The following is a 21,300-nucleotide window of genomic DNA, read 5'->3' as shown; positions in this document are numbered from 1 at the left end:
GGGACGGGCCCCCGAGTAGGTCGCGGCCAGAGCCCCGCCCGCCGGACCCATCACCTGCCCGAGGAGTGAGTGACCGTGAACCGAGTCACCACCATCGTCCTGACCGCACTCGCCCCCGTCTCCTGGGGCTCGACCTACTTCGTCGCCAGTGAGCTGCTGCCGCCGGACCGGCCGCTGTTCACCGGCGCGATGCGGGCCCTGCCCGCCGGTCTCCTGCTGGTCGCCCTCTCCCGGGCCCTCCCCAAGGGTGCCTGGTGGTGGAAGTCGGCGGTCCTCGGCACCCTCAACATCGGCGCCTTCTTCCCGCTCCTCTTCCTCGCCGCCTACCGCCTCCCCGGCGGCGTCGCCGCGGTCCTGGGCTCCGCCGGCCCGCTGTTCGTCGTCGGACTGGCCGCCCTGCTGCTGGGCGAGCGGGCCCGGCTGCGCAACGTGCTCGCCGCGGTGGTCGCCGCGCTCGGCGTCAGCATGGTGGTCCTCACCTCCCAGGCCCAGCTCGACCTCGTCGGCGTCATCGCCGGCATCGTCTCCTCGGCCTCCATGGGCGCCGGCACCGTGATGACCAAGCGCTGGGGACGCCCCGAGGGCGTCGGCCCGCTGGCCGTGACCGGCTGGCAGCTCACCGCGGGCGGACTGGTGATCATCCCGATCGCCGCCCTGATCGAGGGCGCCCCGCCGGCCCTCGACGGCAAGGCCTTCCTCGGCTACGGCTACATGATGCTGATCAACACCGGCGCCGCGTACTTCCTCTGGTTCCGCGGCATCGGCAAGCTCTCCGCCACCTCGGTCACGCTGCTCGGCCCGCTCTCCCCGCTCACCGCCGCCGTCATCGGCTGGGCCGCCCTCGGCCAGGCCCTGAGCCCGGTCCAGGTCCTGGGCATGGTGATCGCCTTCGGCGCCACGGTCTTCGGCCAGCTCCCGGGCCGTGCACCGAAGGCGAAGGCCGCCGAGCCGGCGGAACTCCCGCTCCCCGAGACCCCGAAGGTCCAGGTCGCCTGACCCCTCGGCTCCGCTCCATCCCCCGGTCTCCCCGGGAGGTCCTCCCCCGGCCTCCCGGGGATCTTTCATTTCTCCTGAATCAACTCGTCGAAATCTTTCGATGGACCTGGACGGTCAAGCGGTGCGACGGTATGACCACCACACCCGCACCGCCGAAAGGGGAGACCAGAAGTGGCCGTCACGGACCGCGCCCGGACCGCATCTCGAGAGGACCGGCAGCAGACCACGAGCAGCACGGGCACGAAGGGGGCCGTGGGACTCGGCGTACTCCTCGCCCTGCTGGCCACGGTCGTCTGGTCCGGCAGCTTCGTCGCCACCCGCGGCATGTCCGGGACCGTCCCCCCGGTCCAGGCCGTCTTCTGGCGCTGGATCATCGCCGCCGTGGCGGTCACCCCCTTCGCCGCCCGCCAGGCATGGCAGCAGCGGGCCCTGATCCGCAAGCACATCGGCTACATCAGCCTGGCCACCCTCTTCGGCGTCACCCTCTACAACACCCTGGTCCACCAGGCCGGACTGACCACCTCCGCCTCCAACATGGGCACGATCATGGCCGCTTCGCCGGTCATCATGGCCCTCTACGCCCGCCTCGGCGGCGAACGGCTCGGCGCCCGGCGCGTCTTCGGCATGCTGCTGGCCGCCTTCGGCGTCCTCCTCCTGGTCGGCGGCGGCTCGTTGAGCCTCGACTTCGGAGCGGGCGACCTCTGGATGTTCGCGGCGGCCTTCTCCTTCGCCACCTACAGCGCCCTGCTCAAGCGCAAGCCCGCCGAGATCGGCGGCCTCGCCTTCCTGATCACCACCTTCGTCCTCGGCGCCCTGATGCTGGCCCCGGCGTACGCCATATCCCTTAACGTCCAGGGCGGCTTCGCGGCCACGCCGGGTACGGTCGGCCCGCTCCTGTACGTGGGCGTCTTCTCCTCCGCCGTCGCCTTCTTCTCCTGGAACAAGGCCGTCTCGCTGATCGGCGCGGCCCGCGCGGGCGTCGTCTACTACCTCCAGCCGGTGTGCGTCGCCGGCCTCGGCCTCCTGCTCCTGGGCGAGCGGACCGGCCCCGCCCAGCTCCTGTGCATGGGCCTGATCCTGGGCGGGGTGGCCCTGGCCAGCGCGGCCCGCCGGTAACTTCACCCACGTGACCGACTGGGACATCAAGAAGCTGCGGATCCTGCGGACCCTGGCCGACCGGGGCACCGTGACCGCGACGGCCGAGGCGCTGCACATGACGCCCTCGGCCGTCTCGCAGCAGCTGACCAACCTCGCCCGCCAACTGGGCGTCGTCCTCCTGGAGGCCCAGGGCCGGGGCGTCCGCCTCACCGACGCCGCCCACCTGGTCCTGCGCCACACCGAAGCGGTCTTCGCCCAACTCGAACGCGCCGACGCCGAACTGGCCGGCTACCTCGCGGGGGAGGTGGGCGAGGTCCGCGTGGGCGCGTTCTCCACCGCCATCCCCTCCTTGGTCGTCCCGGCCGTGGCCGCGCTGGAGCGGGACCACCCGGGCGTCGCGGTCCACATCCGTGAGACCGACGCGGCGGAATCGTACGACCTGCTCTCCACCGGAGCCGTCGACCTGGCCCTCTCCCTGGCCGCCCACACCCCGGGCCCCACCGACGCCCGCTTCACCAGGTTCACCCTCCTGGAAGACCCCCTGGACGTGGCCCTCCCCCCGGAGCACCCCCTCGCCCGGACCCCCCTCGTCCGCCTGGCCGACCTCTCCGCCGAACGCTGGATCTACGGGGGCAGCGGCCCCTGGTCGGAGATCACCCGCAGCGCGTGCGAGGCGGCGGGCTTCCTGCCCCGACAGGCCCACTCGGCCTCCGGCTGGACGGCGATCCTGGCCATGGTGGAGGCGGGCATGGGGGTCGCGCTGGTCCCCCGCATGGTGTCGAGCCGGGCGTCCGGCGTCGTCGTCCGGGTCCTCGCCCACGACCGCCCCACCCGGCACGTCTTCGCCGCCACCCGCCGCGGCGCCGAGGCCGCCCCGGCGCTGGCCGCGGTGGTGCGGGCGCTGGGGGAGGCGGCCGCGCGTCGAACGGCCTGACATGACGAAGCTCTGCGGGGGCCGGATGAAGTACACCGCCCTGTGACCTCACACCGGTGCCCCGGCCCGCCGAAGCGGGCCGGGGCACCGGCGCAGGTACCGTCAGGCGCCGGCGGCCGCGTCCGCCGCCTGGGCCTTCAGGGCGCGCTCGATGCCCGAGCGGGACTCCGACACCAGGCGCCGCAGGGCGGCGTTCGGCCCGGCCGAGGCCAGCCAGGCGTCCGTGGCCGCCAGGGTCTCCGCGGAGACCTGGAGGGACGGGTACAGCCCGACCGCGATCTGCTGCGCGATCTCGTGGCTGCGGCTCTCCCAGATGTCCTTGACCACCGCGAAGTACTTCGCCGCGTACGGCGCGAGCAGCTCCCGCTGGTCGCTCTGGACGAAGCCGCCGATCACGGCCTCCTGCACCGCGTTCGGCAGGCCGCCCGACTCCACGACCGCGGCCCAGGCCTGCGCCTTGGCCTCCGCCGTCGGACGCGCGGCGCGCGCGGTCTCCGCGTGGCGCTCGCCCGCCGCCGTGGCGTCGCGCTCCAGCTCCGCCGCGATCTCCGCCTCGTCGGCGCGCCCCGTCGCGGCCAGCCGCTCCAGGAACGCCCACCGCAGCTCGGTGTCCACGACCAGGCCCTCGACCGTCTCCGTACCGGCCAGCAGCGCGCCCAGCAGGTCCAGCTGCTCCCCGGTGCGCGCCGTCGCGGCGAAGGCGCGCGCCCACGCCAGCTGGTGGTCGCTGCCCGGCTCGGCCGCGCGCAGGTGCTCCAGCGTGGCCTGCGTCCAGGCGGCCAGGCCCTGCTCGCGCCACGCCGGGTCGGCGTACACGTCGATGGCCAGCTTCACCTGGCGGTGCAGCGACTGCACCACACCGATGTCCGACTCCTTGGCGATGCCGGACAGCACCAGCGCCAGGTAGTCGCGGGTCGCCAGTTCGCCGTCACGGGTCATGTCCCACGCCGACGCCCAGCACAGCGCCCGCGGCAGCGACTCGGTGAAGTCGCCCAGGTGCGCGGTGACGTTGGCCAGCGAGACCTCGTCCAGGCGGACCTTGGCGTACGAGAGGTCGTCGTCGTTGAGCAGCACGACCGCCGGACGGGCCCGGCCGGCCAGCTCCGGCACCGCCGTCAGCTCGCCGTCGATGTCCAGCTCGATCCGGTCGGTGCGGACCAGCTTGCCGCCGTCCAGGTCGTACAGGCCGATCGCGATGCGGTGCGGGCGCAGCACCGGCTCGCCCTGGGCGCCCGCGGGCAGCGCCGGGGCCTCCTGGCGGACGGCGAACGAAGTGACGAGACCCTCCCCGTCCGTCTCGATCTCCGGCCGCAGCACGTTGATGCCGGCCGTCTCCAGCCACGCCTTCGACCAGGCGGTCAGGTCGCGGCCCGAGGTCTCCTCCAGGGCGTCCAGCAGGTCCGACAGGCGCGTGTTGCCGAACGCGTGCGCCTTGAAGTACGCCTGCACGCCCTTGAAGAAGGCGTCCATGCCGACGTACGCGACGAGCTGCTTGAGCACCGAGGCGCCCTTGGCGTAGGTGATGCCGTCGAAGTTGACCCGGACGTCGTCCACGTCACGGATGTCGGCCATGATCGGGTGCGTGGACGGCAGCTGGTCCTGACGGTACGCCCAGGTCTTCATGGAGTTCGCGAACGTGGTCCAGGCGTGCGGCCACTTCGAGCCCTCGGCGTAGGCCTGGCAGGCGATCGAGGTGTAGGTGGCGAACGACTCGTTCAGCCACAGGTCGTTCCACCACTCCATGGTGACGAGGTCGCCGAACCACATGTGCGCGAGTTCGTGCAGGAGGGTCTCGGCACGCAGCTCGTACGCCGCGTCCGTCACCTTCGACCGGAAGACGTACTGGTCGCGGATGGTGACCGCACCGGCGTTCTCCATCGCGCCCGCGTTGAACTCCGGCACGAAGAGCTGGTCGTACTTCGCGAACGGGTAGTCGTACGCGAACTTCTCCTGGAACCAGTCGAAGCCCTGCCGGGTCACGTCGAAGATCGCATCGGCGTCGAGGAACTCGGCGAGCGACGGACGGCAGTAGACGCCGAGCGGGACGACCTGCCCGTCCTTGCCCTCGTAGGAGCTGTGCACCGCGTGGTACGGGCCCACGATCAGCGCGGTGATGTACGTGGAGATGCGCGGGGTCGGCTCGAAGGCCCACACGCGGTCCTTCGGATCCGCCCCGTCGGAAATGTCCCGTGGGGAGTTCGAGACGACCGTCCAGCCCTCGGGGGCCGTCACGGTGAACCGGAACGTCGCCTTGAGGTCGGGCTGCTCGAAGCTGGCGAAGACCCGCCGCGAGTCCGGCACCTCGAACTGGGTGAAGAGGTACGCCTGCTGGTCGACCGGGTCGACGAAGCGGTGCAGGCCCTCGCCGGTGTTGGTGTAGGCGCAGTCCGCGACGACGAGGAGCTCGTTGGCCCCGGCGGCGAGGTGGTCCAGGGCGATGCGCGAGTCGCGGAAGACGGCGGCCACGTCCAGGGCCTTGCCGTTCAGCACGACCTCGTGCACGGCCGGCGCGATCAGGTCGATGAAGGTGCCGGCCCCCGCCTCGGCCGACTGGAAGCGCACGGTGGTCGCGGACCGGAAGGTGCCGCCCTCCTGCGCGCCGCTGAGATCGAGGTCGATCTCGTACGAGTCGACGGTGAGCAGCTTCGCCCGCTGCTGAGCCTCTTCACGGGTGAGATTCGTGCCAGGCACGCGTTCATCTCCTTTGATGGTGACGTTGCCCCGTCATCCTTCCATGCAGGGGCCGCCACCGCGCAGGAGTAATCCAGGGGCGAACAGGACGCCCCCCTTTCGCATGCGAAAGGGGCGGCGCCGTCACCGCCGCCGCCCCCTGCCGCGCCGCGGGCGTCAGCCGCGCAGCTCCTCGGCCACGAGCTCCGCGATCTGCACCGCGTTCAGCGCCGCGCCCTTGCGGAGGTTGTCGTTGGAGAGGAACAGCGCGAGGCCGTTGTCGACCGTCTCGTCCACCCGGATGCGGCCCACGTACGAGGCGTCGCGGCCGGCCGCCTGGAGGGGGGTCGGGATCTCGGACAGCTCGACGCCCGGGGCGTCCTTCAGCAGCTCGTAGGCGCGCTCGACGCTGATCGGGCGCTCGAAGCGGGCGTTGACCTGGAGGGAGTGGCCCGAGAAGACGGGGACGCGCACGCAGGTGCCGGAGACCTTGAGCGCCGGGATCTCCAGGATCTTGCGGGACTCGTTGCGGAGCTTCTGCTCCTCGTCCGTCTCGAAGCTGCCGTCGTCGACCAGGTTGCCCGCGAGCGGGACCACGTTGTAGGCGATGGGGCGCTTGTAGACGGCCGGCTCGGGGAAGTCCACCGCGCCGCCGTCGAAGGTCAGCTGGTCGGCGGCCTCGGAGACCGCGCAGGCCTGGCCCTTGAGCTCGGCCACGCCGGCCAGGCCGGAACCGGAGACGGCCTGGTAGGTGGTGGCGATCAGCGCGGTCAGGCCGGCCTCGTCGTGGAGGGGGCGCAGCACGGGCATCGCGGCCATGGTGGTGCAGTTCGGGTTCGCGATGATGCCCTTGGGGCGGTTCTTGATCGCGTGCGGGTTGACCTCGGAGACCACGAGGGGGACCTCGGGGTGGCCGCGCCAGGCGGAGGAGTTGTCGATCACGACGGCGCCCTGGGAGGCGACCTTCTCGGCGAGGGCCCTGGAGGTGGCGCCGCCCGCGGAGAAGAGCACGATGTCCAGGCCGGAGTAGTCGGCCGTGGAGGCGTCCTCGATGGTGATCTCCTGGCCCTGCCACTCCAGGGTCGAGCCGGCGGAGCGGGCCGAGGCGAAGAGCCGCAGCTCGTCGACCGGGAACTTCCGCTCGGCGAGGATGCTGCGCATGACTCCGCCGACCTGTCCGGTGGCTCCGACGATTCCGACCCTCACGGTGACTCCTTCTGGTGCGTACGACGCGGGCGCGTGAGGCCATCATGCGTTCGACCCCACGAGGGTTGTCCAATCCATTGTCCGAGGCGCGGACAGTGGCGGGCTCGTGAACCTCCGCGACGAGTCCGTGACGGGCGTGTTTCAGGGCCCCCGAAAGTCCGTTTTGCCTGGTCGGGTCCGGTTAGTTTCCGTTCAGCCGTGATCGTTATCCGGACGCGGCGCACCAGAATCCGAAACCGTCACCCCGGGGGGAAAGACCACCATGCGGACCACCCGCCACCACCGCCGGTCCATACCGGCCCTCGCCGCCCTCGCGGCCGCCGCCGTCGCCGCGCCCGTCCTGCTGACCGCCACCCCGGCGGCGGCCCATCCCCGGGAGGGGAAGCTCGCCAGGGAGCTGGTCGAGGAGGTCACCGCGCGCGGGGCCTACCGCCACCTGGCGAAGTTCCAGCAGATCGCCGACGCCAACGGCGGCAACCGGGCCGCGGGCACGCCGGGCCACGCCGCCTCGGCGGCCTACGTCCACGACACGCTGAAGAAGGCCGGCTACGAGGTCTCCTACCAGGACTTCGACATCTACGAGGCGCACACGAAGACGGAGAAGACCACCGTCCTCGGTGACCAGCCGCGCGAGCTGGCCACCGCCGCCTTCACCTTCACCAAGTCCACCCCGGCCGGCGGCCTGACCGCCCCGCTGGCCCTGGCCCGGGTCGACGAGACCCCGGGCTGCACCGCCGACGACTACCCGGCCGGCGCCTTCACCGGGAAGATCGCCCTGGTCAAGCGGGGTGCGTGCACGTTCGTGGAGAAGCAGCGGGCCGCCGCGGCGGCCGGTGCGGTCGGCGTGATCGTCTACAACCACAGCGGCACCACGCCCGTCCGCGGCGGGTTCTCCTCCCCCTCCGACGGCATCATCCCGAGCGCGGGCCTCACCCTGGCCGACGGGGAGGCGCTGGCCGCGGCCGCCGCGAAGGGCGAGGTGGAGGTCCGCCTGGACCTGGACCAGGAGCACGTCAAGAAGACCACCCGCAACGTGATCGCCGAGACCAAGGGGGGCCGCGCCGACCGCGTGGTCACGGTCGGCTCGCACCTGGACTCCGTCCCCGAGGGCCCCGGCATCAACGACAACGGCTCCGGCTCGGCCGGCCTCCTGGAGGTCGCCCTCAAGCTCGCCGACGAGGGCGCCAACAAGAAGGGCAAGGGGCCCGCCAACAAGGTCCGCTTCGCCTGGTGGTCGGCGGAGGAGCTGGGCCTGCTGGGCTCGGAGCACTACGTGGCGCAGCTGTCGCCGAAGCAGAAGAAGGACATCGCCCTCTACCTGAACTTCGACATGATCGCCTCGCCGAACCCGGTGCAGTTCGTCTACGACGGAGACGACTCCGACAAGACGGGCGCGGGCGCCGGCCCGGCCGGCTCGGCGCAGATCGAGTCGCTGATCAACGGCTTCCTGGACAAGAAGGGCAAGCCGCACGAGGGCAGCGACTTCGACGGCCGCTCCGACTACGGCCCCTTCATCGAGAACGGCATCCCGGCGGGCGGCACCTTCACCGGGGCCGAGGGGGTCAAGACGGCCGAGCAGGCCAAGCGCTACGGCGGCACCGCCGGGGCCCCGTACGACCCGAACTACCACGGGGCGGGGGACACCCTGAAGAACCTGGACCTCAAGGCGTTCGACACCAACCTCGACGTGATCGCGTACGCGGTGGGCACGTACGCCGAGTCGCTGGGCTCGCTCGGCAGGTAGGGGCGGGGCCCGAGGGGGGAACGCCCGAGGGGGCGGTGCTCGTACGAGCACCGCCCCCTCGGTGTTACCGGGTCAGACCCTTACGGGGTGACCTTGTCGATCTGCACGCTGCCGGTGCCCGCGGCGGTGCCGCGGCCGTTGAGCAGCTGGACCTGGCCGAAGAACTGACGGCCCTCGGGGGCCGCGGCGGAGACCAGGACGTTCGCCGAGACCTGCGCGGAGGCGCCGTTGGCGAGGTTGACCGCGGCGGCCTCGTCGACCTGGACGGTGCCCAGGGCGGACGAGAAGTAGACGTCGCGGTAGTCGTACGTGGTGGAGCCGGACGGGACCGCGTAGCCGATCACCTTGATGGTGTAGGTGCCGGCGGCGGGCTTGTCGATGCTCACGGACTCGTCCGAGTCGCCGTCGGCCGAGGAGGCGACCTTCACGCCGTCCTTGTAGACCTCGAGGTCGAGGTCGGCGGCGGCGTCGGAGGTGTGGTTGATGCCCACGTCCAGACGGGAGACGCCCTCACCGACGGTGACCTCGGTGGTCTTGGTCTCGCCGGCGGCGATGGTCGGCTTGTCGACCTTCGCGGAGCCGAGCGGGCCGCCCTGGAGCTTGCCGCCGGTGATGGCCGCGCCGGTGTTCTTCACGGTCCACTGGACCGGGGCCGGGGTGCCCTGCTTGACCTCGGGCAGGACCTTGACCGCCGGGTCGAAGCCCGCGCCGAGGACGGAGACGTCCAGCTTGAACGGGTTGTCCAGCAGCGGCGACGTACGGCGCGACTCGACCTCGATCTCCCAGACGCCCGGCTGCGGGTTGTCGTAGGAACGCAGGTCGGGGCGGCACTTGTTGGCCGGGTTGTTGTAGTTCGGGTAGCACTGGGTGGTGGCGCTGTCCTCGACGCCCGTGCCGTACGGGTGGATCGAGATGAAGCGCGTCTGGCTGTCCGCCGCGAGTCCGCCGAGGGCGACCTCAAGGGTCTTGGCGCCCTGCGGGACGGTCACGAAGTACGACTTGTGGCTGTTGCGCTGCACGGAGGAGGTGTCCGAGAGCGAGAACGACGGCTGCGCCAGCGGGGTGGAGGCGACGACCGTGGCCAGGATCTGCTTGTCGATGCCCTCGGTGGTCGGGTCGTCGAGCTGCAGGATGCCGCTGTGGACGCCGGCCGACTTGACGTTGGCCTCCACCTTGATGGTGACGGGCTTGTTCAGCGGCAGGGTGACGTAGTCGTAGCCGCCACCGCCGACGACCTTGAAGGTGCCGTCGTTGTTGCGCCAGCTCAGGTCGTGGCGGGTGCCGTACTTCGGGCCGGTGGTGCGGGTGACGACGACGTCGTAGACCTTCTTCTGGCCGACCTTCAGGCCGCCCTCGCGGTCGTAGAGGCCGGTGCCGAAGCCCGGGGTCTTCAGGAACTGGTCGAGCGCGGTGTCGACGGGGGCCTTGACCGTGAACTCGTTGGCCTTGGCGCCGCGCTGGATGGACTCCCACGCCTTGTTGACGTCGATGAGGCCCGCGCCCTGGGCGTGCGCCGGGACGCCGTCGATCTTCTTCGCGGTGCTGGTCAGCGCCACCCGCAGGTTGGCCGGGGGCAGGGTGATCTTGGCCTGCTTGGCGGCCGAGATCAGCAGGGCGCTGGCGCCCGTCGCCTGCGGCGAGGACATCGAGGTGCCCTGGAGCATCGAGTAGCCGGCCGGCAGGCTGTAGCCCGCCTCCTTGACCGGGCTGCCGGGCAGCCAGGTCTGGGTGGTGTTGATGGCCGCGCCGGGGGCGGTGATGGTCGGCGTGAACCCGCCGTCCTCACGCGGACCGCGCGAGGAGAAGGGGAACATGTTGTACTTCGTGGTCACGCCGGAGCCGTAGTTGGCGGCCCAGGTCTCCTTGGAGACCGCGGCACCGACCGAGACGACCTTGTCGGCCAGGCCGGGGTCGCCGATGGTGTTGACGCCGGGGCCCTCGTTGCCCGCCGAGATGACGAGCTGGACGCCGTAGGTGTCGATGAGGTTCTTGTACAGCTCGGAACGGGCGTTGTTGCCGTCGTTCAGCGCCGGGAGACCACCGATCGACATGTTGACGATGTCGACGCCGCGGTTGACGACGAGGTCGATCATGCCCTCGGTCAGCGCGATGTTGGTGCAGCCGCCGGACCAGGAGCAGGCGCGCGAGGAGACGATCTTCGCGCCCGGCGCCTCGCCGTTCATCTTGCCGCCGAAGAGGCTGTTGGCGGCGGTGATGCCCGCGACGTGCGTGCCGTGCTCGGACTCGATGATGCCGATGTTGACGAAGTCGGCCTTCTTGCCGACCCAGTCCCCGCCGAAGGGGTCCATCGGGACGTCCTTGCGGATCTGGATCACGAAGGGGATCCGCTCGGCGACGTCGGTCGCCGGGTTGTCCGTGCCGAAGTAGCCGATCTGGTAGCCGTCCTTGTACGGCTTCATCGGCTCGTTGTTGGTGAAGTCGCCGTCCTGGTCGGTGTCCACGCGGACGGTGCCGGCCACCGGGTCGTACAGCATGCCGAACTTGTCGGTGGTGTCGCCGTCCCGGTTGACGTCGCCCTTCATGTCACCGTTGGCGGTGATCGACTCGCTGAAGCGGCTCCACTGGAAGGTGCCCTCGGGGGCCTTCCAGCTCTGGCCGCCCGCGGTGAAGGTGCCGCCCGTGGAGGTGACCGGGGTGACCTGGGGGCGCCAGGTGGCGTCGTTGTCCAGGATCGGGTCGGTCGCGGTGACCCAGTCGACGATCTTGCGCTCGCCGGTGGTGGTCTTCTGCAGCGCCGGGTGGGCGATGTCGACGCCCGAGTCCAGGATGCCGATGGTGACGCCGCGGCCGTCGGCCTGCGGGTTCTTCTGGACGAAGTCCACCGCACCGGTCTCGAAGGACGGGTTGTACGGGTTCTTCGCCGGGGTGTTCTTGTCCGGACCGGGGTAGGTCTCGGCCGCGGTCTTCTTCCCCGAGCCGTCCTTGCCCGAGTCCGGGCGCGGGTCCGGCAGCTGGATCTCCTGCTTGAGGTCCATGCCGTGCACCGACTCCAGCTTGGCGGCCGCCTTCAGCGCCGCCTCCGCCTTGTCGGTGGGGAGGGTGGCGCGGACGTAGCCGAGCTTGTCGTACGTCTGGCCCACCGAAGCGCCCTGGACGGCGTCGAGCTGGTCGGCGACCTGCTTGGTCTGGCCCGGGGCGGTCGCGACCATGACGGTGACGGTGGCGTCACCCTTGGCCTTGGCCTCCTGGAGCAGTTCGGCGTCCGCCGAACCGAGCTTCTGGTCGGCCGACTTGGCCGGCGCCGGGGCCGACGGGTTGTCGCCGGCCGCCGCGAAGGCGGGAACGGCGCCGGTGGCGCAGAGCGCGGCCACCAGGCCCGCGGCCGCCGCGACGCGGGCCGCGCGCCGGGCGCCGGGTATGGCCCCGGTGGTGCTGGGGGATTCGAGGGTCATCAGCATCCCTGGCTAGAGATCGATACGGTCCGGATTTCGGTGCCGGATGACCGGTCAGCTTTGCGCAAGTGACAGCTGTTTGGGGAAGGTTGTCATTGACCGAGACCTGACATGGCGGACACCCGCCAGGGTGGGGTTTCCGCCATCGGGAACATGCCGGGGCAAGCCGGGGCGACTGGTCGCGGCAGGGAGTGGATTTATCGACTTACAGGCCTTGTGACGGGGGTGTGTCAGGGTCTGTTCTCACCCCGGGTGTGACAGATTCCGTCCGTTCAGCGCTCGCGCGTGCGCGCGTAGTGCCGTGAGGCCTTGGCGCGGTTGCCGCACACGGCCATCGAGCACCAGCGCCGGGTGCCGTTGCGCGAGGTGTCGTGGAAGTGCAGGATGCACGTCTCCGAGGCGCACTTGCGGATCCGGCCGGCCGCCGACCCCAGCAGTTCCAGGTAGTTGCGCGCCGCCATCCAGGCGGGACCCCAGGAAGGGTCGTCGAACTCGGCCCGTTCGCCGGGGCCCTCCTCGGTGAGGGTGGCCCGGATGCGGCCGTGCTCCAGCACGGCGTCGACCAGCTCGCGGGCGCCGGCGTCGGCCGGGTCCGCGATGGCGCGGGCGAGGGCCTCGCGCGCGGTCAGCAGGTGGACCAGGGTCGACTTGTCGGCGCGGAAGCGGTCGTCCAGCCCCGTGCTCTCCAGCCAGAGGGCCAGCCCCTCCAGCCGGCTCAGGCCGAAGGCCCCGGCGAAGAGGTCGGTGGGTACGCCCTGCGGCCTCCAGCGCGTGTTCACCAGGTCGAGGGCGAGCGGCTCCCCGGTGAGCGGACGGGGGTCCGTCGTCGGTACTTCCGTCATGTCCGCCTCCTCCTCGCACCGCTAACCCCTCAAGGGTACGTGGCCGGTTGACGGGTGGACCTCTAACTATTAATCTCAGTTTAGAAGGTTAGAACGCCGGACGGGCCGGCATTCCTCGGGGAAGGAACCCTCATGACCACCACCGTCGGCACCCTGCGCACCGGGCACGTGGGCCTCAACGTCACCGACATGGAGCGCTCGCTCGCGTTCTACCGCGACGCCCTGGGCTTCGGCCTGCTCGGCGAGGGCAAGGAGGACGGGCGCCGCTTCGCCTTCCTGGGCCGGGACGGCGAGCTCGTCCTCACCCTCTGGCAGCAGGCGGACGGCCCGTACGCCCCGCGGGCGGCCGGACTGCACCACCTCGCCTTCTCGGCCGGGGCGATCGAGGAGGTCCGGGCGTACGAGGAGCGGCTGCGCGGCCTGGGCGTCGACTTCGCCTACGAGGGCGTCGTCGCCCACCGCGAGGGCGCGGCCTCCGGCGGGATCTTCTTCCACGACCCGGACGGCACCCGTCTGGAGATCTCCGTGCCGACCGGCGCCGAGGGTGCTCCCGCCCCGGTCGAATCCGCTCCCACCTGCGGTTTCTTCTAAAAGTTCAGGAAGTGAGGGCCGTCATGGACCGGTACCACCAGGGCTCCCTGGCCATCCAGGAACGGGTCGGCGTGCGCGAGCTCGCCGAGCACGTCGGCCGCTCCATCGGAGCCGGCATCCGGGACGTGGCGGCCGCCTTCCTCGCGCTCCAGCCCCACCTCGTCGTCGGCGCCGCCGACGGCGCGGGACGGCTGTGGGCCTCGCTGCTCACCGGCCCGCCGGGCTTCGTCCGGGCCACCGGACCGGACCGGATCGCGGTCCGCGGCGGCCTGCCGGACGGGGACCCGCTCGCCGGGGCGCTCGCCGCCGACGGCACCCGGGTCGCCACCATCGCCCTCGACCCGCGCACCCGGCGCCGGATGCGGCTCAACGGCACCCTCGCCGTGACGCCCGGCGGCTTCGCGGTGGCGGCCGAGGAGGTCTTCTCCAACTGCCCGAAGTACCTGCAGAAGCGGGAGCCGCTGGAGCTGGTGGCCGAGGGCCCCGGCACCGTACGGCGCTCCGCGGCGCTCGCCCCGGACCAGGAGCGGGCCGTCCGCGCCGCCGACACCTTCTTCATCGCCACCACGGCGGGGGCGGGCGGGGCCGACGCGAGCCACCGGGGCGGCATGCCGGGCTTCGTGGAGGTGCTCTCGCCCACCGAGCTGCGCTGGCCTGACTACCCGGGCAACGCGATGTTCCTGACCCTGGGCAACCTCGCCCTCGACGAGCGGGCCGGGCTCCTCTTCCCCGACTGGGAGGGCGGCGGGCTGCTCCAGCTGAGCGGGCGGGCCCGGACCGAGTTCGGCGCCGACGGGGGCCGCGAGGTCCGGTTCCGGGTGGAGGCGGTGGTGCAGAGCCTGCATCCGGGGCGGCTGCGCTGGAGCGCCCCGGAGTACTCCCCGGCGAACCCGCCCGTCCCGCCCGCCCCGCCCGTCCCGGGTACCCCTCACCGGGGGAGTACGACCAGGTAGGCGGCGGGCTCGCGGTCGCAGGACGCCGTCAGGGCGGTCCGGACGACCGCGGCCTGCTGCTCGGGCCAGTCGCGCAGCTTGCGCGGGGTCAGGTAGAGGACGGTCACGCCGAGCCGCTCCAGGGTCTCCCGCTTGCGGACGGCCTCGGCGAAGTCCTCGTCCTCCCCCTGGCGCGGGGCGCGGGTGTCGATCTCGATCGCCACCGCCTGTTCGGGCCAGTAGGCGTCCACCCCGCCCAGGTGCGGGCCGCCGGGCAGCCGCAGGTCCACGTTCCAGACGGGCTCGGGGAGCTCGTAGCCCCGTACGAGCTGGTACAGCCGGTCCTCGGCGATGGCCCGGCCCTCGGCCAGCAGGGACTCCACGGCGTCGATCACGTGCGGCCGGTTCAGCAGCCGGGCCACCGTCAGCTCCCGTACGACGGCGGCCGGTTCGCAGTGTCCGGCGCGGACGGCCTCGCTGAGGATGCGGCGCACCGCGGCGGCGTCGTCCAGCTGGGCGACGGCGTCGGCGACGGCCCGCGCCACCGGCGCCACGGGCACCCCGGTCACCTCCAGCGGCCGGGGCGGCGTGTGGGCGCGCACGATGCGCACGTCGCCGGTGGAGCGCAGCCGGCGGGTGTTCGGGACCAGGACGTCGATGTGCGAGAGGGAGAGCAGGGCGGGGGTGGAGGAGAACCGGTAGAGCGCGAGCGCGGCCAGCCCGGTGATCATGGCCTCGCCGTTGCCGCGCTTGCCCGCGTACAGGAGGGCGGCGTGCAGGCGCTCCTCGCTCGTCGCGGGGCCGGCGTGCAGCAGGAACACCCCGGGCAGCACCTGCTGCCACGGCCGCCCGGCGGCCTCGGCGGCACTGACGCCGTGCTCGCGCAGCTGGGCGAGGGTCAGCACGCGGGGGCGGCTGGCGGTGAGGTGGGCGAGGGGGAGGGGTGCGTTCTGGTTCATGACGCGGTGATTCCCTCAGGCCATGGCCTTGCTAACGCCTGTTACACGTTCGTCGACAAATCCGGACAAGACGGGGCTAAAGTACGGGCGTTCGACTGCCGATGACTCCGCCGGTTCCGGGTGCGCCGCTGCGCGGGGAGTAGCCCCGCGCAGCGGCGGCCTCCAGGGCTACGCGTCGCGGGACTGGGCCCGGAGGGCTCGGGCCAGGTCGTCGCGGGACTCCAGGACCAGGCGGCGCAGCGCCGGGGCCGCGTCCGGACGGGCCGTCAGCCACGCGTCCGTCGCCTCGACGGTGGCCGCCGAGTCCTGGAGCATCGGGTACAGCCCCTTCACCACGTCCATCCCGATCTGGATCGAGCGCTCCGCCCAGACCCGCTCGATCACCTCGAAGTACCGCTCCGCGTACGGCGCGAGCAACTCCCGCTGCGAGGACTGCTGCATCCCGCTGATGGTCGCCTCGACCAGCGCGTTCGACAGCGCGTCCGACTCGACCACCACCGCCCACGCCTGGTCCTTGACGGCCGCCGACGGCCGCGCGGCCAGGCAGCGCACCTGGTGCCGCTTGCCCGAGGCGGTGTCGTCGCGGACCAGCTCGGCCGCGAGCACGGCCTCGTCGACCACGCCGTGCGCGGCCAGCGGCAGCAGGAAGTCCCAGCGCAGCTCCTGGTCCACCTCCAGCCCGTCGATCCGGGCCGAACCCTTCAGCAGCCCCAGCAGCAGCTGGAAGTCGCCCTCGCTGGCCGCGCTCGCCGCGAAGAAGCGGGCCCAGGTCAGCTGGTGCTCGGACCCCGGCTCGGCCAGCCGCAGCTCGTGCAGCGCGCCCGCCGCGAGCTCCCGGCCGCCCTGCTCGCGCCACCCGGGCGCCGCGTAGTGGGTGACGGCGCTCAGGGCCTGCGCGTGCAGCTGCTGGAGCACGCCGACGTCGCTCTCGCGACCCGCGTGGGCCAGCACCAGCGAGAGGAAGTCCCGGGCCGGCATCAGCGCGTCCCGCGTCAGGTTCCACAGCGCCGACCAGCACAGCGCGCGGGCCAGCGGGTCGGTGAGGTCGCCCAGGTGGCCGCGGAGGGTGGCCAGCGAGGCCTCGTCGAAGCGGATCTTGCAGTACGTGAGGTCGTCGTCGTTGACCAGCACCAGGTCGGGCCGTTCCAGCCCGGCAAGCTCCCCGACCACCGTGCGCACGCCCGCCACGTCGGCCTCGGCGCGCGCGTAGCGCACCAGCGAACCGTCGGCCTCCAGCCGGTACAGGCCCACCGCGACCCGGTGCGGGCGCAGCTCGTCACCTTCCTGGACCACGGCCAGCTCGGTCAGCCGGCCGGCCGCGTCCGTGGTGACCTGCGGGGTCAGCGCGTTGACGCCGGCGGTCTGGAGCCAGGCCCGCGACCACTCGGCCATGTCCCGCCCGGAGACCTCGCCGAGCACCGACAGGAGGTCGTCCAGGGTGGTGTTCCCGTACGCGTGCGCCTTGAAGTAGCGCCGCGCGCCGTCCAGGAACGCCTCCCGGCCCACGTACGCGACGAGCTGCTTGAGCACGGCCGCGCCCTTGGCGTAGGTGATCCCGTCGAAGTTCAGCTTGGCGTCCTCCAGGTCGCGGATGTCGGCCGTGATCGGGTGGGTGGACGGCAGCTGGTCGGCCCGGTAGGCCCACGCCTTGCGGTTGTTGGCGAAGGTGACCCAGGCCTGGTCGAAGCGGGTGGCCTCGACCAGCCCGAAGGAGCCCATGAAGTCCGCGAAGGACTCCTTCAGCCACAGGTCGTCCCACCACTTCATGGTGACCAGGTCGCCGAACCACATGTGCGCCATCTCGTGCAGGATGACGTTGGCGCGCCGCTCGTAGGAGGCCTGCGTCACCTTGCCGCGGAAGATGTACTCCTCGCGGAAGGTCACCATGCCCGGGTTCTCCATGGCGCCCAGGTTGTACTCGGGGACGAAGGCCTGGTCGTACTTCCCGAAGGGGTAGGGGTAGTCGAAGATCTCGTGGAAGAGGTCGAAGCCCTGCTTGGTGACGAGGAAGACGTCGTCCGCGTCGAAGTGCCTCGCCAGCCCCTTGCGGCACATCGCGCCCAGCGGGATCGTCAGGTCCCCGCGCGTGTAGGTGTCCGTGACGTAGTGGTAGGGGCCGGCCACCACGCAGGTGATGTACGTGGAGATCGGCGCGGTCTCGGCGAAGCGCCACACCCCGCCCTCACGGGACTCCTCCGCGCCGTTGCTCCACACCGTCCAGCCCTCGGGGGCTGCCACCTCGAAGCGGTAGGGCGCCTTGAGGTCGGGCTGCTCGAAGTTCGCGTACACCCGCCGGGCGTCGGCCGGCTCGTACTGGGTGTAGAGGTAGACCTCGCCGTCCTCCGGGTCGACGAAGCGGTGCATGCCCTCGCCGGTGCGGCTGTAGGCGCAGTTCGCGTCGACGACCAGGACGTTCTCGGCGGCCAGGCCGTCCAGGGCGATCCGCGCCCCGTCGAAGACGGCGGACGGGTCCAGGGCGCGGCCGTTGAGGGTGACCGCGTTCACGGAGGGGGCGATCAGGTCGGCGAACGAGGAGGCGCCCGGGACCGCGGCACGGAAGCGCACGGTCGTCACCGAGCGGAACGTCCGGGGGCCCTCGGCCGGTTCGGCCTCGTCCACCGCGGACCTCAGGTCGAGGACCACCTCGTACCCGTCGACGGACAGCAGCTCGGCCCGCGCGCGGGCTTCGTCACGGGACAGATTCTCACCGGGCACGTGGCACTCCTTCGTGCGGATCTCTTCGTGCGTGATCGCTTCTTCGGTCGAATCCTCCCACGGAGGGAATGCGTGCGGTTCCGGCCCGGTTGGCCAGAAGGAACACGCCCCGAGACGCCCGATGTGACCGCGATGCGATGCGAGGAGAGACATGACCGACACCCAGGTGCGCGAGAAGACCCCGGTCGACTTCTGGTTCGACCCGCTCTGCCCCTGGGCCTGGATGACCTCCCGCTGGATGCTGGAGGTCGAGAAGGTCCGTGACGTCGAGGTCCGCTGGCACGTGATGAGCCTGGCCGTGCTCAACGAGAACAAGCTCGACGAGCTCCCCGAGCGCTACCGCGAGCTCCTCGGCCCCAAGGGCTGGGCCCCGGTGCGCGTGGTGGTCGCCGCCCAGCAGAAGTTCGGCGAGGAGATCACCGGCAAGCTGTACACGGCCCTCGGCACGAAGATCCACAACGAGGACCGCGGCGCGACCCGCGAGGTCATCGCCGACGCCCTGGAGGAGGTCGGCCTGCCGGCCGAGCTGCTCGCCTACGCCGACTCCGACGAGTACGACGAGGTGCTGCGCGACTCCCACAACGACGGCATCGACCGCGTCGGCCAGGAGGTCGGCACCCCGGTGATCTCCGTGCCCGGCGCCGACGGCGAGGAGGTGGCCTTCTTCGGCCCCGTCGTCACCCCGGCCCCGCGCGGCGAGGCCGCCGCCCGCCTGTGGGACGGCACCCTGCTGGTCGCCTCCATCCCCGGCTTCTACGAGATCAAGCGCACCCGTACGCAGGGCCCGTCCTTCGAGTAGTCCGCGCCCCCGCACACAGAAGACCCCCGTGAGTCATGTCCTCACGGGGGTCTTCCGCTCTGCACGCCCGCACGCGAAGGTTGAGAAGACGATCACGAGGCGGGCGGTCCGCGGGTGCCGGTCAGCCCTTGACGGGGATCAGCAGCGGGGTGTTCGCCTTGGCGTCGGCGTAGCGCTTGGCCACGTCCTGCCAGTTGACGACGTTCCACATGGCCTCGATGAAGTCCACCTTCTGGTTCTTGTACTGCAGGTAGAAGGCGTGCTCCCAGGCGTCGAAGACCAGGATCGGGGTGCTCGCGACGCCCACGTTGCCCTGGTGGTCGTAGACCTGCTCGACGACCAGGCGGCCGCTGACGGGCTCGTACGCCAGCACGCCCCAGCCGGAGCCCTGGGTCGCGGAGGACGCGAAGGTCAGCTGCTTCTTGAACTTCTCGAAGGAGCCGAAGGACTCGGTGATCGCGTCCGCGAGGTCGCCCACCCCGTCGGCCGCGGTCGGCTCGCCGCCGCCCTCGCCGGTCTTGGGGCTGGCCATGTTGTGCCAGTAGATGCTGTGCAGGATGTGCCCGGAGAGATGGAACGCCAGGTTCTTCTCGAGCCCGTTGAGCGCGCCCCAGTTCTCCTTCTCGCGGGCCTCCGCCAGCTGCTCCAGCGTGGTGTTGGCGCCCGTGACGTAGGCCGCGTGGTGCTTGTCGTGGTGCAGCTCGATGATCTGCGGGTTGATCACCGGCTCGAGCGCCGCGTAGTCGTAAGGAAGCTCAGGAAGCGTGTAGATGGCCATGCGTGTATCCGGTCCCCTCAGCGTGCCAATCGCTTATTGCAATTAATGCGCAACTGCACGCTAGCAGTATCTATTCCGACTCACACGTAAGGGTCACCTGGGTACGAAGAGAGGCGGATCCCGTGTCGCACACGGGATCCGCCTCACAGGGGGCCGGGGAGCCGTCGGGCCGTCAGGTCCGGGCCGCCGCCCGGCGCTGCATCACGTACCCGGTCGCCGCCAGGGCCGCCGCGAGCCCGCCGGTGAACAGCACCTGCGTGCGGGTGTCCTCGCCGACGGCCATCAGCACCAGCACCCCGGCCACCCCGGCCAGCGCCACCCACGTCAGGTACGGGAAGCCCCACATCCGCACGGTCAGCTTCTCGGGCGCCTCCCGCTCCAGCCGCCGGCGCAGCACGAACTGCGAGACGGCGATGAAGCCCCAGACGATGAGGATGACCCCGCCGACCATGTTCAGCAGCCAGGCGAACAGGGTGTCCGGGTACCAGTACGACAGCAGCACCGTGACGAACCCGAACCCGGAGGAGGCCAGCACCGCCCGGCGCGGCACCCCGCCCGAGACCTTGCCCAGCGCCCTCGGCCCCTGGCCCCGGGAGACCAGCGAGTGGGCCATGCGCGAGGAGCCGTAGATGTTGGCGTTCATCGCGGACAGCAGGGCGATCAGGATGACCACGTTCATGATCTGGCCGGCCGCTGGGATGCCCAGGTGGTCCAGGGTCGCGGCGTACGGGCCGTGTTCGGTGACCGCCGGGTCGTTCCAGGGCAGCAGGGTGACGATCACCAGCATCGAGCCGACGTAGACGATCGCGATCCGCCACATGGTGGTCCGCACCGCCCTGGCCACGCCCCGCACCGGGTCGTCCGACTCCGCCGCCGCGATGGTCACCGTCTCCAGGCCGCCGTACGCGACGACCGAGGCCAGCACGCCGACGAGCAGCCCGTCGACCCCGTGGGGCAGGAACCCGCCGGTATGCGCCAGGTTCGCGGCGCCGGGGGAGGAGGTCCCGGGCAGCAGGCCCAGGACGGCCAACACGCCCAGGCCCAGGAACAGCCCGATCGCACCGATCTTCAGGGCGGCGAACCAGAACTCGAACTCGCCGAAGTTGCGCACCGCGCCCAGGTTGCTGCCGCAGAACAGCGCCATGAACACCAGCACCCACAGCCACGACGGGGTGCCCGGGAACCAGCCCGTCATGATGTGCGCCGCGCCGATGGCCTCGATGGCCACGCCCACGCACAGCAGGGTCCAGAACATCCAGCCCGCCGTGAACCCGGCCCAGGGGCCGATCGCCCGCTCGGCGTGCACCGAGAAGGAGCCCGACGCGGGGTTGGCCGCCGACATCTCGCCGAGCATCCGCATCACGAACATCACCAGCAGGCCGGACACCGCGTACGCGAGCACGATCGAGGGCCCCGCGGCCGCGATGCCGGCGCCGGAGCCGACGAAGAGGCCGGCGCCGATGACCCCGCCGAGGGCGATCATCGAGAGGTGGCGCTGCTTGAGGCCGGTGCCGAGGGGGGATCCGGGCGCGGAGGGCCGCAGTTCGGGGGGCGTGATGGTGCTCTGACTCATGGGCCCAGTCTGCCGAGCGTCCGTTTATCGGACATTCACTGTTCAGCATC

The 21,300-nt window shown here is 71.5% G+C and carries 15 protein-coding genes; 7 read left to right on the top strand and 8 right to left on the bottom strand.

Going from position 1 to position 21,300, the window contains the following annotated elements:
- Positions 1 to 75: 75 nt before the first annotated feature.
- The 3 genes from ACFY0O_RS15210 (at position 76) to ACFY0O_RS15200 (ending at position 3,028) form a co-directional block, all read left to right on the top strand.
- Positions 76 to 996, top strand: coding sequence for an EamA family transporter (locus ACFY0O_RS15210; RefSeq protein ID WP_388947099.1), 921 nt, complete (start codon positions 76 to 78; stop codon positions 994 to 996).
- 171 nt (positions 997 to 1,167) lie between these two features.
- Entirely contained in the window at positions 1,168 to 2,112 is a 945-nt protein-coding gene (locus ACFY0O_RS15205) for a DMT family transporter (RefSeq protein ID WP_388947097.1), read from the top strand.
- Between the two features lie 10 nt (positions 2,113 to 2,122).
- A complete protein-coding gene (locus tag ACFY0O_RS15200) occupies positions 2,123 to 3,028 on the top strand; it encodes a LysR family transcriptional regulator (RefSeq protein WP_388947095.1) in 906 nt (301 codons plus the stop codon).
- A gap of 102 nt (positions 3,029 to 3,130) precedes the next feature.
- On the opposite strand, the gene pepN (ACFY0O_RS15195) is transcribed toward ACFY0O_RS15200, so the two are convergent.
- Both pepN (ACFY0O_RS15195) and ACFY0O_RS15190 read right to left on the bottom strand, forming a co-directional pair.
- Positions 3,131 to 5,719 (bottom strand): aminopeptidase N, encoded by a 2,589-nt coding sequence (pepN, locus tag ACFY0O_RS15195; RefSeq protein WP_388947093.1) that lies wholly within the window; start codon positions 5,717 to 5,719, stop codon positions 3,131 to 3,133.
- Positions 5,720 to 5,875: 156 nt separating this feature from the next.
- Positions 5,876 to 6,904: an aspartate-semialdehyde dehydrogenase gene (locus ACFY0O_RS15190; protein ID WP_358896052.1), complete on the bottom strand. Its 1,029-nt coding sequence runs from the start codon at positions 6,902 to 6,904 to the stop codon at positions 5,876 to 5,878.
- A gap of 262 nt (positions 6,905 to 7,166) precedes the next feature.
- On the opposite strand from ACFY0O_RS15190, the gene ACFY0O_RS15185 reads away from it, so the two are divergent.
- A complete protein-coding gene (locus ACFY0O_RS15185; protein WP_388947091.1) occupies positions 7,167 to 8,648 on the top strand; it encodes a M28 family metallopeptidase in 1,482 nt (493 codons plus the stop codon).
- 80 nt (positions 8,649 to 8,728) lie between these two features.
- Here the strand turns inward: ACFY0O_RS15185 and ACFY0O_RS15180 are convergent, their stop codons facing one another.
- On the bottom strand, positions 8,729 to 12,061 hold the full coding sequence (locus ACFY0O_RS15180) for a S8 family serine peptidase (protein WP_388947089.1): 3,333 nt from the start codon (positions 12,059 to 12,061) through the stop codon (positions 8,729 to 8,731).
- A 272-nt stretch (positions 12,062 to 12,333) separates the two neighbouring features.
- Entirely contained in the window at positions 12,334 to 12,903 is a 570-nt protein-coding gene (locus ACFY0O_RS15175; RefSeq protein WP_388947087.1) for a CGNR zinc finger domain-containing protein, read from the bottom strand.
- Between the two features lie 132 nt (positions 12,904 to 13,035).
- On the opposite strand from ACFY0O_RS15175, the gene ACFY0O_RS15170 reads away from it, so the two are divergent.
- Both ACFY0O_RS15170 and ACFY0O_RS15165 read left to right on the top strand, forming a co-directional pair.
- On the top strand, positions 13,036 to 13,494 hold the full coding sequence (locus tag ACFY0O_RS15170) for a VOC family protein (protein WP_388947086.1): 459 nt from the start codon (positions 13,036 to 13,038) through the stop codon (positions 13,492 to 13,494).
- A gap of 23 nt (positions 13,495 to 13,517) precedes the next feature.
- The gene (locus tag ACFY0O_RS15165; RefSeq protein WP_388947084.1) at positions 13,518 to 14,447 is read left to right on the top strand and encodes a pyridoxamine 5'-phosphate oxidase family protein; all 930 of its coding nucleotides are present in this window, start codon (positions 13,518 to 13,520) and stop codon (positions 14,445 to 14,447) included.
- On the opposite strand, the gene ACFY0O_RS15160 is transcribed toward ACFY0O_RS15165, so the two are convergent.
- Together ACFY0O_RS15160 and pepN (ACFY0O_RS15155) are read right to left on the bottom strand one after the other, a co-directional pair.
- Positions 14,423 to 15,385: a hypothetical protein gene (locus tag ACFY0O_RS15160; protein WP_388947082.1), complete on the bottom strand. Its 963-nt coding sequence runs from the start codon at positions 15,383 to 15,385 to the stop codon at positions 14,423 to 14,425. The genes ACFY0O_RS15165 and ACFY0O_RS15160 overlap by 25 nt on opposite strands.
- Positions 15,386 to 15,553: 168 nt before the next feature.
- Positions 15,554 to 18,100, bottom strand: coding sequence for an aminopeptidase N (gene pepN / locus ACFY0O_RS15155; protein WP_388947080.1), 2,547 nt, complete (start codon positions 18,098 to 18,100; stop codon positions 15,554 to 15,556).
- 151 nt (positions 18,101 to 18,251) lie between these two features.
- Here pepN (ACFY0O_RS15155) and ACFY0O_RS15150 point away from each other — a divergent pair, with 151 nt between their 5' ends.
- A complete protein-coding gene (locus tag ACFY0O_RS15150; RefSeq protein WP_388947078.1) occupies positions 18,252 to 18,899 on the top strand; it encodes a DsbA family protein in 648 nt (215 codons plus the stop codon).
- A 121-nt stretch (positions 18,900 to 19,020) separates the two neighbouring features.
- Here the strand turns inward: ACFY0O_RS15150 and ACFY0O_RS15145 are convergent, their stop codons facing one another.
- Positions 19,021 to 19,677: a superoxide dismutase gene (locus tag ACFY0O_RS15145; RefSeq protein WP_358896061.1), complete on the bottom strand. Its 657-nt coding sequence runs from the start codon at positions 19,675 to 19,677 to the stop codon at positions 19,021 to 19,023.
- Positions 19,678 to 19,849: 172 nt separating this feature from the next.
- Complete coding sequence (locus ACFY0O_RS15140; protein WP_388947075.1) at positions 19,850 to 21,250, bottom strand: amino acid permease; 1,401 nt, start codon at positions 21,248 to 21,250, stop codon at positions 19,850 to 19,852.
- Between the last annotated feature and the right edge of the window lie 50 nt (positions 21,251 to 21,300).

This window comes from Streptomyces sp. NPDC001594, assembly GCF_042893675.1.
In the GTDB taxonomy this organism is placed as follows: domain Bacteria; phylum Actinomycetota; class Actinomycetes; order Streptomycetales; family Streptomycetaceae; genus Streptomyces.
The sequence above is the reverse complement of the archived record's forward strand: the minus strand, read 5'-3'. Positions and strand labels throughout refer to the sequence as shown.